General features: G+C 39.4%; 10 protein-coding genes and 1 riboswitch. Of the genes, 7 read left to right on the plus strand and 3 right to left on the minus strand.

Annotation, left to right across the window (positions count from 1 at the left end; translation table 11 throughout):
- The first annotated feature begins 148 nt into the window (after nt 1-148).
- A complete protein-coding gene (locus HRT55_RS12000; RefSeq protein ID WP_291621540.1) occupies nt 149-628 on the plus strand; it encodes a glutathione peroxidase in 480 nt (159 codons plus the stop codon).
- 30 nt (nt 629-658) lie between these two features.
- A complete protein-coding gene (locus tag HRT55_RS12005; protein WP_291621542.1) occupies nt 659-1,090 on the plus strand; it encodes a MarR family winged helix-turn-helix transcriptional regulator in 432 nt (143 codons plus the stop codon).
- 88 nt (nt 1,091-1,178) lie between these two features.
- On the opposite strand, the gene lysC is transcribed toward HRT55_RS12005, so the two are convergent.
- Nucleotides 1,179-2,549, minus strand: coding sequence for a lysine-sensitive aspartokinase 3 (gene lysC / locus HRT55_RS12010; RefSeq protein ID WP_291621544.1), 1,371 nt, complete (start codon nt 2,547-2,549; stop codon nt 1,179-1,181).
- Between the two features lie 144 nt (nt 2,550-2,693).
- Nucleotides 2,694-2,915, minus strand: a riboswitch (Lysine riboswitch).
- Between the two features lie 491 nt (nt 2,916-3,406).
- On the opposite strand from lysC, the gene HRT55_RS12015 reads away from it, so the two are divergent.
- Nucleotides 3,407-5,008: a BCCT family transporter gene (locus tag HRT55_RS12015; RefSeq protein ID WP_291621546.1), complete on the plus strand. Its 1,602-nt coding sequence runs from the start codon at nt 3,407-3,409 to the stop codon at nt 5,006-5,008.
- Nucleotides 5,009-5,130: 122 nt separating this feature from the next.
- Nucleotides 5,131-5,895, plus strand: a complete 765-nt coding sequence (locus tag HRT55_RS12020) for an ElyC/SanA/YdcF family protein (RefSeq protein ID WP_291621548.1) — start codon at nt 5,131-5,133, stop codon at nt 5,893-5,895.
- A 72-nt stretch (nt 5,896-5,967) separates the two neighbouring features.
- On the opposite strand, the gene HRT55_RS12025 is transcribed toward HRT55_RS12020, so the two are convergent.
- Entirely contained in the window at nt 5,968-6,726 is a 759-nt protein-coding gene (locus HRT55_RS12025; protein ID WP_291621550.1) for a Nif3-like dinuclear metal center hexameric protein, read from the minus strand.
- A 309-nt stretch (nt 6,727-7,035) separates the two neighbouring features.
- Between HRT55_RS12025 and HRT55_RS12030 the strand changes: the two genes are divergently transcribed.
- Nucleotides 7,036-9,705: a TonB-dependent receptor gene (locus tag HRT55_RS12030; protein WP_291621553.1), complete on the plus strand. Its 2,670-nt coding sequence runs from the start codon at nt 7,036-7,038 to the stop codon at nt 9,703-9,705.
- Between the two features lie 72 nt (nt 9,706-9,777).
- Here HRT55_RS12030 and HRT55_RS12035 read toward each other — a convergent pair whose 3' ends face one another.
- Nucleotides 9,778-10,536: a class I SAM-dependent methyltransferase gene (locus HRT55_RS12035; protein WP_291621554.1), complete on the minus strand. Its 759-nt coding sequence runs from the start codon at nt 10,534-10,536 to the stop codon at nt 9,778-9,780.
- A 146-nt stretch (nt 10,537-10,682) separates the two neighbouring features.
- Between HRT55_RS12035 and gloB the strand changes: the two genes are divergently transcribed.
- The gene (gene gloB, locus HRT55_RS12040; RefSeq protein ID WP_291621556.1) at nt 10,683-11,480 is read left to right on the plus strand and encodes a hydroxyacylglutathione hydrolase; all 798 of its coding nucleotides are present in this window, start codon (nt 10,683-10,685) and stop codon (nt 11,478-11,480) included.
- 94 nt (nt 11,481-11,574) lie between these two features.
- Nucleotides 11,575-13,209, plus strand: coding sequence for a LysM peptidoglycan-binding domain-containing protein (locus HRT55_RS12045; protein WP_291621559.1), 1,635 nt, complete (start codon nt 11,575-11,577; stop codon nt 13,207-13,209).
- The last annotated feature ends 79 nt before the right edge of the window (nt 13,210-13,288 follow it).

Raw genomic sequence — 13,288 nt, forward strand, 5'->3', positions numbered from 1 at the left:
TGCTCTAGCAACTTTGCAAACCCGTCATTTTAATTTAGAACCATAATTAGATTGTACGCAATACAATTGCACAAAATCAAGTTTAATACTATAATATCGACTAGCTAGTTACACTAGCTTGCTATTTTACCTTTAGGAGATAACGAATATGAGTAATATTTATCAATTTTCAGTTGAGAACAATAAACAAGAATCTATTGAATTAACTCAGTTTACCGATAAAGTATTACTTATCGTTAATACTGCCAGTAACTGTGGCTTCACCCCACAATATCAGGGATTACAAGCACTACACGATTCTTTCCAAGAAAAAGGTTTTGAAGTTTTAGCCTTTCCTTGTAACCAATTTAAGCAACAAGAAAGTGGTAGCAATGAAGAAATACAGCAATTTTGCGATTTACACTTCAACATAAAATTCCCTTTATTTAATAAAGTAGAGGTCAACGGAAATAACGCTCATCCGCTATTTAACTATTTAAAACAGCAAGCGCCCGGTATTCTGGGCTCAAAATCAATTAAGTGGAACTTCACTAAGTTTTTGGTTAATCGCCAAGGTGAAGTAGTACAGCGTTATGCGCCAACAACTAAACCAGAAGCAATAACTGCTGATATTGAAAAGCTGTTGTGAGCACAGCTGAAGAGCGATTGAGAGTAAGCAATGAATAATAATCTATTACTGGAAAAGCAATTGTGTTTTCGCCTTTATAGCTTAAATAAATTAATGTGCCGCCTTTATGCTCCGGTACTAAAAGATTTAGCGTTAACCTATCCGCAATATTTAGTGATGATGGTCTTATGGCAATATAAAGCCGGCATTTCTGTTAAAGATTTGGGCGCTAAACTGGATTTAGATTCAGGCACCCTTTCACCGCTATTAAAACGTATGGAAAAGCAAACGCTTATCAAGCGGGAACGCGATACAAAAGATGAAAGAGTTGTCCTTATCAAGCTCACTCAAAAAGGAATCGAGTTACAACAAAGCGCGGAGCATATTCCTGCTAAAATGTTTGCCGTCACCGGCTTATCCCCAGAGAAGCTGCAAGCATTGAACCTGACACTTGACCAGCTTATTGATAATTTAGGCGATTAAAAAGATTAATACACGGCGAGTTAAATTCTTGTTAGCCCAAGACATTAGAATTAAGGCTTGGGCTAAATGAACGTTTAAAAATTATGCCTTAGGAAAACAAGTTATTGTGCAATTTCTCGACCACAGAATTAGCATCAGCTTCAGCAACTAAAAAGCATATGTTATTGGCACTAGCGCCATGACAAATCAAACGAATATTTATATCATTTATCGTTTCAAAAATGCTTTGACCGATACCTTTTGCACACGTTAAGCCATTGCCGATTACAGCAACAAGCGATAAGCCATGTTCTACACTCACTTCACAAAGTTGCTCTAATTCTGCAACAACGGTATTGGTAATCAATGACTGCGTTGAACCACTTGGATTATCAAAGGTTAAGGCAACACTGATTTCACTGGTGGTAATTAAATCAACACTTAGTTCATGTTTTGCTAAGACGGTAAATACTTTCGCTAAAAAACCACTGGCATGTAGCATTGCTGGGCTTTTTACTGTCACCAAGGTTTGCTCACGTCGCAAAGCAATTGAGCGATAGGTGGGATTTGACGCTACCTTCTGCTTTATTTGCGTACCGCCTTTTTCCGGCTCCTTACTTGAGCCGACAAAAACAGGAATATTACGACGCATTGCCGGAATGAGTGTCGCCGGATGTAATATTTTTGCGCCAAAAGTGGCCATTTCGGCCGCTTCACCAAAGCTAATCTCTTTAATTGCTCGAGCTTGATCGGTAATACGTGGGTCGGTAGTGAAAATACCAACCACATCGGTCCAAATTGATAAATTATCACCATTTAATGCTTCTGCAAGTAACGCAGCTGAATAATCTGAGCCGCCTCGCCCTAGGGTAGTAGTATTACCTTGACTGTCTTGACCAATAAACCCTTGGGTAACAATAACTTTATCATGAAGTTTAGGCGCTAAAAGTTGTGCACTTTGCTCACTTAGCTGGGTGATATCCACTACAGCTTTACCATGTGAACTATTGGTTTTCATCACTTGTTGTACATTAAAGTACTCACCGGAAACGCCAATCGATTGTAAAACTTGCGCAAAAATACGTGAGCTTAATTGCTCACCAAAAGCCAGAATAGCATCGGTAGTTTTACTGGTATATTGTAGTGATTGCGTTAAAGCATGCAGGGTTAGTTCATCAAGCAAACTGCTTATTTGTTGATTAAGGTCTGCTTCAACCTCTTTGGCTAAGTGCTGAGTGATATTCACTTGAATAACACCAATACTTGCAATAATGTCTTTTTGCTCATTTACAGCAACATTTTTCTGACTTAAGCGAACCAGATAGTTCGTTACGCCAGCACTGGCTGAAACAACCACTAAGCGATTTCTGGTATCGTTTTTAATGATATTGGCGCAGCGTAACATGGCTTGGAAATCGGCAACACTGGTGCCGCCAAACTTGGCTACGGTTATTGATGATGTAGATTGTACTGAATTCACAAATTTCTCCCATAAAAACACTAGCTACTGAGCTCTATTGAGTAAGTTAGCTATTGGAAGAGCATGACTGAGTAGTTAGCGAATGGAGTATTTTACCTTTTTAGCAGACTAAGCTAATAAAACGGCAAAAAAAACGAAACTTTTTCAGCCAGAAGCTCTCCACCTTTTATTCAATGCCTAATGATGCCTAATAATATAAGCAATATTTAACAAATACGTCAGGTGACAGCCATAAGGATTCAACCTTAATGACCGAATATTTAAGTCCACCCTTAAATACTCTCGGCGATAACGTCCCTCAAAAACGGTAATAGGAAATGTGGTTCCTCTCGTTTTCTACCTAAGTTTCGCACCTCTTCTGGTGTATTATGTTTAGAGTATTGACCCTAAACCATAATACGGAATTATTAGACCCGATTTTGACCATTATTGCAACAGGACTTTAAGCAATTTATTGTAAATTCCCAGCTGCTTATGGTCTTTGTTATTATTGGTATCCTTCACCAAGAGATTCATCGCAATTTTGTTTACTACATCGAATAGTATAACGAACTGCAATTTAATTGATAAAGATAGAACCAATAACTAAGCCAAACTTTAAAATCCATCGCTGAAGGTTGTCAGCCATCGCACTTTGTTATTGCAGTAATGAAATAGTAAACCAGCATGATTTAATCGTTGTGCCTAAAACTAAAACGGCTAACAAACTCTGGAACATACACTAGATTAATCACGTGAATACTCGGTTTATTTACCAAATATGTAGTTCAAGTAAGTGATTACTTGGTAAACACGATATAATGTTAATTAAGACTCAAAGCTCGCCTTATTCTATAAGAACTGTATAGGAAACCATAATGAGTGAAATTAAAAAGAGTGATAAGAAAAACTGTATGATTAAAGATCCTGTTTACCAAACAAACCACAAAGCTGGCGAGCATAACGTAGAAATAATGGGCATGGATTTACATAATCCTGTTTTCTTTTTTTCAGCTTCATTGATTGTTTTTTTTGTCATACTCACCTTAGTGTTTCCTGACTTAGCAAAGCAATCTTTCGATGCGTCAAAAAGTTGGTCTATTAATCACTTTGACTGGTTATTTATCGTTAGTGGTAATATTTTTGTGCTGTTTTGTTTGGCATTAGTGGTTTCCCCCTTAGGTAAAATTAGACTCGGTGGCACCGAAGCCAAAGCGGAATTTAGCCGGTTATCTTGGTTCTCTATGCTATTTGCTGCTGGAATGGGCATAGGGCTAATGTTTTGGAGTGTCGCAGAGCCCGTTGGTTATTTTACCAATTGGTATGGTACACCTTTAAATACCGTTGCAGGCACTGCCGAGGCTGCCAAAATGGCGATGGCTGCAACCATGTTTCATTGGGGCCTACATCCATGGGCTATCTATGCTGTCGTCGGTTTGTCTTTAGCTTTCTTCACTTTTAACTGCAACATGCCATTGACCATTCGTTCGGCTTTTTTTCCTTTATTAGGTGAACGAGTTTGGGGCTGGCCCGGTAACATCATTGATATCACCGCTGTTTTAGCCACCATCTTTGGACTAGCTACCTCTTTAGGTTTTGGTGCACAACAGGCGGCTGGTGGTTTAAACTTTTTATTTGATGTGCCCAATACCATAAACACTCAAATTGCCATTATTTTTGCTGTCACTATTGTTGCCATATTTTCAGTTTCAAGAGGTTTAGATGGCGGAGTCAAACTATTAAGCAATATCAATATGTCGCTAGCATTAGTCTTAATGTTATTTGTGATGATTACCGGCTCTACTATCGCAATTATTAATGGTGTTGGCACTACCCTGCTCTCTTATGCCGAAAACATCATGCCCTTAAGTAACTGGATCGGCCGTGAGGATGAGACCTTTTATCATGGCTGGACAGTATTCTATTGGGCTTGGTGGGTTTCTTGGTCACCTTTTGTCGGCATGTTCATCGCTAGGATTTCACGGGGTCGAACCGTGCGGGAATTTATCTTGGCGGTATTATTTGTGCCCACCTTACTTACGTCAATATGGATGGCAACTTTTGGCGGCATGGGCCTTGAACAGGTTCAAAATGGCGTAGGTCAATTGGCTCACGGAATTACTGATAGCTCTTTAGCGCTGTTCCAAATGTTGGAGAACTTGCCATTAGCCAACATCACCTCCTTTTTAGCCATTATCCTGGTGTTAGTTTTCTTTATCACCTCTTCTGATTCAGGCTCTTTGGTAATCGATAGTATTACCGCGGGTGGAAAATTAGATGTGCCTGTGCAGCAAAGAATTTTTTGGGCTTCGATGGAGGGTGTCATTGCTGCCGCATTGTTATTTGGCGGCGGCAAAGATGCGCTGGGCGCATTACAAGCGGCAGCTATCACGGTAGGGCTGCCGTTCACAGTACTCTTAATTATTATGTGTCTTGGCTTGTTTTTAGGTTTAAGAAGGGAGTATAAAAAACTCGCTTAGCGCTGTTAGCACTTATCAAAGAATAAAGTCTCATTAAATAAGGTCTAATAAGCTAAGCAGCCTAAGGCAATAGTTGATATAGTAAATAAATCTCAATGTAGTAGGTAACTTAGCTAAATCATATGGATTTATTTCTTCTTAAAAAGATCATCACTGTCTTTATCATGCCTATTAATATAGTGCTGTTATTACTTATTTTTGCCCTGTTTATGCATGGTAAAAACCCTAAGAAAAGTATGAAAAGTTTATTAGCGGCAATTGTAATCCTAGTTGTCAGCGCTTTCCCGCCCTTTTCAGATACAGTAATGACAGCGATTGAAAACGATTACCCGCCTTATATTAAAACAGAAGCAAGTATCGATTATATTGTCGTACTAGGTTGCGGCCACAATACCAATGCTAAATTACCGGTAACCAGTCAATTAGCGACCTGCTCATTACAGCGCATGGTTGAAGCACTACGTATTTATCAACTACATCCAGAGGCAAGAATAATCACCTCTGGTTATGGCGGGCATAACCCAGTGTCTAATGCTGAAACCGTCAAACAATCATTGGTACTTTTAGGCGTACCAGCACAAAAGATTATTACTGAGAATTTCCCCAAAGATACTGAAGAGGAAGCAGAGCTTATTGCACCTAGGGTACAAGGCACAAAAGTAGTACTAATCACCAATGCCGATCATATGCCCAGGTCAATAAATTACTTTCAGGCACAAGGAATTTACCCTATTGCGGCGCCTACCGGTTACTGGGTAAAAAACCCAGACAGCAGTAAAAGTTGGGCTCACTACACACCTAGCAGTAAAAAATTACAGCAGAGCACTATTGCCTGGTATGAAAGTTTAGGGTTAATAGTGCAATGGTTTAAGTCGTTATTTAGTTAAAATTTCATACCGGAAATAATTATCTTAACTAAAGCCCTTTTTTTGAATGGCAACTTAAAATATATTTAACTATTAAACGGGATTATCAATATCAATAAAGACTACTTCAAGCCCGTGCTCTTTAGCCAAATGCTCCCCTAAGGCTTTTATGCCATAACGCTCGGTAGCATGGTGACCTGCGGCAAAGCAGTGAATATCCATTTCATGGGCAATATGGGTAGTTTGCTCAGAAACCTCCCCTGTTAAAAAGGCATCTATACCTTGCTCTGCCGCCAGCTCAATATAACCCTGACCGCCGCCAGAGCACCAAGCAATAGTTTTTATTGCTTTGTTACTCGGTGGCGCAATATGTAAACATTCACGTTCAAGGGTAGTATTGATTAGCTTGGCAAAGTCTTCACCGCGCCACTCTTGCTTAAAACTGCCCTGCATAGCTACACTTAGGGGATTACCAAGCTCTAACGGAGCTACATCTTCAATGTTAAAAAGGTTGGCCAGTTGGGCGTTATTACCCAAAGTTGGATGAATATCAAGCGGTAAATGATAAGCAAACAAGTTGATATCGTTGACCAATAAAGACTTAATGCGGTCATGCTTCATCCCACGAATCACATAAGATTCATTTTTCCAGAAATAACCATGATGCACCAATATGGCATCGGCTTGTTCACTGATTGCCCGTTCAATAAGTGCTTTAGAGGCGGTAACACCAGTAACCACTTTAGTAATATTATTACAGCCTTGAATTTGTAAGCCGTTCGGTGTGAAGTCTTTGATTTGCTCTGGTTTTAACAAGCCATTGAGATAGTGCTCTAGTTCATTTGTAAGCATATATGTTAACTCTGTCATAAATTTTAATTATCATACTTGATCACCGGTTTTATTTACACCTCAGAAAATACAGCCCTAGCTAGGTATTTTATCTATTGTTAAGGCCTGCAAGATTCACAACCAGCAAATGTGTATACATTATACTCTTGTTTGGTTCCTTTATTACGCGATATTTTTGTTTCACAGCATGAAAGTTTTTGATATAACTTTCAAATCAAGCTTTACATTTGATAACAAACTGTTATCAGTTTGTTGCGATTTAAAGACATTGATACTCAATAAAAATAACTATATCAAAAGGAAGCTGCTATGAGATTTTGTATGAGGAAAAAACATTTACTTGCGCTAAGTATTTCAACCGCACTATTAACAGGCCAAAGTTTCAGCACATTAGCTGCAGAAATCGAGGAGGTTGAACGTATTGAAGTAACCGGCTCACATATTAAAAGAGGTGATATGGCAGGGCCATCACCTGTCACTTCAATGAGCGCAGAAGACATAGCCAGAACGGGTGTAACTGATTTAATTGGTTTATTCACTAAGTTACCTGCAGCAGGCCAAGGAACCTTTTCTACTCAAGGTAATGGTAGTGATGGCACAGGAAACGGGGGGTCAAGTGTTTCATTACGTGGCTTAGGCGCAGACTCTACTTTAATCTTGATTAATGGTCGACGCATCGCCGTATCACCATTTGCCAATGAAATTTCCACTGCCTTTGTTGATATTAACAACATACCACTTGCGGCAATCAAAAGAGTCGATATTTTAAAAGATGGCGCATCAGCCACCTATGGCTCAGATGCAATTGCGGGCGTTATCAATATTATCTTGAAAGATGATTATGATGGAGCGGAGCTTTCCGCCAAAGTTGGTGATACCGCAGATGGTGGTGGTAAAGAAACAAATATAAGTTTAGCTTGGGGAAATACCTCTGAAAAAGCGAGTCATACTTTTATTTTAGATTATTTCGATCGTGAAGAAATAATGAACAGTGACCGTGACTATACCGCTACGGCGAATCAAGCAGCACGTACGGGGCTCAGATTTGCTAACGATGGTCGTAGTTCTTCAGGCTACCCAGGGACAATTGCATTAGCTTCTGATGCAAGCATTCGTACGCCAGACACTTTTGGCAATGATGTTTGTGCTCCAGAAGATATTGTTGGCACTTTATGTCGTTATGACTATGCTCCTTTTGGTAGTGCTGTTCCCTCAAGTGAACGTTTTAGTTTTATATATACGGGAAAATATGAAATCAATGATACGCTTCGTGGTTTTGCCGATATTAATGGTCAAAACTCAAAAACAGTTATAAGAGGCGCAGCTAGCCCTAGTTTCAACGAGCTATTTATGTCTGGCGATAATGCTAACCACCCTATGGCCAATCTTCCAGAACATGACTTTTACCAGCAAGACCTGACTATGCGACGCAGAATGGTTGATATTGGTAACCGCGAAAAACAAGTGAGCTCAAATTACTACCGTGGCGTAATTGGCTTAGGCGGTGAAATTGGTGATTGGGAATGGGAAGCAGCTTATAGCTATATCAAAAGTGAATCTATTGAACGTGGTGTTGACGGTTTTCCTAACTCTCGCCGAGCTCAAGAAGCAATAGATAGCGAGTTATGGAACCCTTTTGAACCCTCGACTAATACTCAAGAAGCTTTAGATTTTATAGAAACTCAAACAACGCGTTTTGGTAAGTCTACCAATAAATCTTTTGATTTAACCGTATCGGGTCCACTAATGGAAATGCCTAGTGGTGACTTGCTAATAGCCGTTGGTACTGAATATCGTGAAGAGTCAATCAGCGATAACCCTGATGACCAATTTTTACGCGGTGAGGTTTTTGGTACTGAAGCAACACAAGCCAATGGCTCTCGCGATAATTTAGCCATATACGGTGAGTTAGCAGTCCCTGTTATGGATAACGTTGAAGTTCAACTTGCTGTTCGTTATGAAGATTATAGTGATTTTGGTTCAACCACCAATCCAAAAGTAGCTTTTATTTGGAGCGTTAACGATGATATCTCGCTTCGTGGTTCGTGGGGTACAGCATTCCGTGCGCCATCATTACATCAAATTGGCTTAGGTAATACCGATGAGTCACCTGAGCTCGTCGATACCGTACGATGTAATGCCGTTGGTAATGTCAATAAAGCGTGTGATTTACAAGAATATACTGCGGTGTTATCAGGTAACCAAGATTTGGGGCCAGAAGAGTCTGAAAGTATCAATGTAGGGATTATTTATCAAATTAGCGATAATATTGACTTCTCACTTGATTATTATAGTTATGACATTGAAAATATCATCACTAAAGATACTCAGTTCAAATTTACAACCTATGGTAACGATCCAACTGTGGTAGAACGTCTACCTTCAAACGTGGCTGGCGATCCTGGTGAAGTTGTTAGGATTTTTGATCAATATGAAAATATTGGTAATGTTAAAACCTCGGGTTTAGATTTTGACCTTAGTTATAAACTTGCTAGTAACATTGGTGATTTTACCTTTAATTACGCCCTCAATTATATCTTAGAGTATGAAGATTCAAGACCAACGGCTAATGAAGATGGTTCATCGGGACCAAGACGTATTGAGATACAAGAAGGTGACTTTGAACAGCCAGAAATTCGCTGGACATTCAATACCTCATGGGTAATGGATGATTGGAGCGCTAATATTGCTGTTAACTATATCGGCGAGTTTAAACAAGATAATGCGGTAAGAATACAGGAAGTTAAAGACGATGATGGTAATGTTATCGAGACCGTGATTTTGGATGATGTAGAGTCTATGGTGACAGTTGATACGGCTGTGAATTTCATAGGTTTTGACGATATTACATTAACCCTTGGTGCCACTAATTTATTAAATGAAAAACCACCGTTTAGTTACCATAGCTGGACTAGTTTTTCTAATGTTCACAATAGCCAAGGTCGCTTTACTTATGTAAAAGCAACTTATAAGTTCTAAGTAAGGCAATAATATAAATAACTTAAACTATGGTTAAATAATAAAAAGCCGCATAACGCGGCTTTTTTATAATTATTTATTATGTCTGGAAGTATTCTTATGCAAACGCATAGTAGGTACTTTTACCGGATTAAACTCTGGCCGTATTTTCCATTTAGGTTTAATTGGCGTTAGTGGCAAGACCCGCTTTTTGGCTACAATCACATAAACAGAGCCCAAAGCTGGCAAATAGTTTTTAGCAAAATTATGCCAACTACTATCTAAGGTGTCAGTGGTCAACTTTCCGGTTAAACCGCTATGTAAACAACGTTGATCGGCTAAAATTTCAAAGCCCATTAAATGCAGCCAATCTTTAACTCGCATCGGAGAGAAAAAATGTTCATTCCAGGGTGTTTTACTGCGCCGGTAAGGTAACAGTCGGTTTAAGCCGACAAGACTTAACGGATTAAAACCGGTTAACACTAAATAGCCATTAGGGATCAATACCCTGTTAGCTTCACGTATCACATGGTGGGGATCAAGAGAGAACTCTAAGGCATGACTTAACAAACAAACATCGACGCTGTGCTCTTGCAAGGGTAAATCATCAATTTCACCAACAACATTTACTAAGCTACCTTTACTGCTGATACTTACTTGATGGTTTATAGTGCAATTATTTACCTCTATTTCACTACTTAATGCACCCAATTTAACTAAATGATAACCGAAGAATTTTTGCCACCAAGGTGCCAGCTCTTGCTCTATCGCTTTTTTAATGACTTCACCATTAGGTAAAGCCTGCCATGAGCTAGGATAATGCGGTTGTCGAAAAGCTAACGCTGGTTTCATAGAGTCTTCTTTTAGGTGTATTGTTTTAAGCGTATAATGAGGGTAATTGTTATCATGGTGCTAGCGAAACTGCGCATGCTAAATCTCATCAACAAAATAAATGTTTAACGAACTAAGTATATAACGAACTAAAGGTAAAATCTCCTATGTCTAACGCTCACCCTATGGTTACCGCAATCAATGCCTTTAATGATAATTATATTTGGGCGCTAGCGAGTAAAAACAATAATCAAATCGCCCTAGTTGATCCGGGTGATGCCGCAGTATGTATCGACTATATAGAAAGAAATAATTTAACCCTTTCAACCATTTTGATCACCCACCATCATAGCGATCATGTTGGCGGTATAGAAAAGCTACTTGAATATGCCAAAGCAAATGCCTGGTCAGTGACTGTTTATGGCCCCGCTAATGAGCGTATTTCTCAGCTCGATGTCACCCTCAAAGAAAACGATATCGTCACCTTAGCAGAGCTCAATTGTCAGTTAAACGTACTCGACCTTCCTGGTCATACTAAAGGCCACATTGCATATTATAACAATGACATGGTGTTTTGTGGCGACACCTTATTCTCGGGTGGTTGTGGTCGATTATTTGAAGGCACACCTGAGCAAATGCATAGTTCACTGACTAAGTTAGCGAATTTACCAAAAAGCACTCTAATCTACTGTGCCCATGAATATACCCAAGCAAACTTAGCCTTTGCTTTAGCCGTTGAGCCAGAAAACTTCGACCTGCATAACTATGCAGAGCAGGTAAAGTTCAAACGTCAGCAAAGCCAAGCAACCATCCCAAGTAATATAGGGTTAGAGCGGAAAATCAATCCTTTTTTACGCTGCCAAGAACCAACAGTTAAACTTGCTGCACTAGCCTACACTAACCAAAAACAAGGTTCCGACAGTGACGTTTTTGCGGTAATTAGAGCGTGGAAAGATAATTTCTAGCGGCTCTGCTTTAACGGGTTTTATTTTCACCCACAAGTTAAATATGCTAATCTGCTGCATCGTTTTTCTTTCTCGCTGATTTTACTGGTTATTCATGAAGTATTTATTATTACCTGCTGTAGTTCTTTTAGCTGGCTGTCAAAGCCTCTCCCAAAGTGATAATGCCGACAGTGACTCCGGTGCTAACACGCATATTGAAACTGCCAATGCCGTTGAAATCCATCAAGCGCTATTAGCCGATGAAAGCATTGATGTGACCCACCCAATTGCTGATGTAGAGTTCTCTTTAAAAGATAAAAAATCCCTTGCCAAGAATGATATTTGGCCACGAATTCAAAGCCAACTTACTTTTGATATTCCAGAAGAAAAGCGCCTTATAGCCCAGCGTAATTGGTATGCAAAACATCCAAGTTACCTGAAGCGTGTCGCTAAACGCGCTGAGCCATTTCTTTATTATATTGTTGAAGAATTAGAAAAAAATGACATGCCCATTGAACTGGCGTTGTTACCTGTAGTTGAGAGCGCTTTTGACCCCTTTGCCTATTCTCACGGTCGCGCTTCAGGCATGTGGCAATTTGTCCCTGCCACGGGTGAACGCTTTGGCATGAAGCAAAACTGGTGGTATGACGGCCGAAGAGATATCGTTGCCTCAACCGAAGGTGCCATAAAATACCTTAAATATTTAAATAAATTTTTCGATGGCGACTGGATGTTAGCACTTGCAGCTTATAATTCAGGTGAAGGTCGAGTAAGAAATGCGGTTAGGAAAAATAAACGCTTAGGTAAACCTACCGATTTTTGGTCACTAGATTTGCCTAAAGAAACCCGTGCTTATGTACCTAAATTATTAGCACTAGCCGATATTATAAAGCGCCCTGAAGATTTTAATTTAACACTTTACTCTATTGATAATAAAAGTGTTTTGAGTCTAATCGATATTACATCACAACTTGATTTAGCGAAAGCAGCAACCTTAGCCGGTTTGTCATTAGCCGAGCTACAACGCTTAAACCCTGGCTTTAATCGTTGGGCAACGGATCCTGATGGCCCTCACCGCTTATTGTTACCTACACATACTGTAGAAAAATTTCAGCTAGGCTTAAGTAAGCTCAGTAAAAACGACCGTTTAGCGTGGCAACGTTATAAAATTAAAAGCGGTGATAACTTAGGTGTTATCGCTAATAAATTTAATACCCGTGTTGATTTAATCCAGCAAGTTAACAACATCAAAGGTAATCAAATTCGTGCGGGTAAACACTTGCTTATTCCGGTAGCCGCGAAGTCACTCGATAGCTATGTTTTTTCGCAAGAGCAACGTATAGCCAAAAAACAAAGTAGACCAGGAAAGGGTAAAAAAGTTACTCACACGGTAAAGTCGGGTGATAACCTTTGGGATATCGGTCGTAAATATAAAGTCAATGGCAAAAGTATTGCTAAGTGGAATGGCTTTGCCCCAAGGGATACCTTAAAACTAGGTCAAAAACTAGTGATTTGGCAAAAGGATACCGGTACAAGCTATGCCAAGAGTAAAACTGGTAATAGGGTAGAAAATGCCATAATTCGTAATATTACTTATAAGGTACGCCGTGGTGACTCTTTTGCTCGTATAGCAGATAAGTTTAATGTCCGTATCAGTGATATTGAACGCTGGAATAACCTTGATAGAAGTAAGTATTTACAACCTGGACAAAGATTAAAACTGTCGGTAGATGTTACCAATAATATTTAGCGCTGAGTGCCTGAATCTACTTTCAAAAAAGCGAGCTATGTAGCTCGCTTTTTTCTTGTGATTTTTTTAGTACTTTTAG

It is taken from the genome of Colwellia sp. (assembly GCF_013214175.1).
In the GTDB taxonomy this organism is placed as follows: Bacteria; Pseudomonadota; Gammaproteobacteria; order Enterobacterales; family Alteromonadaceae; genus Colwellia.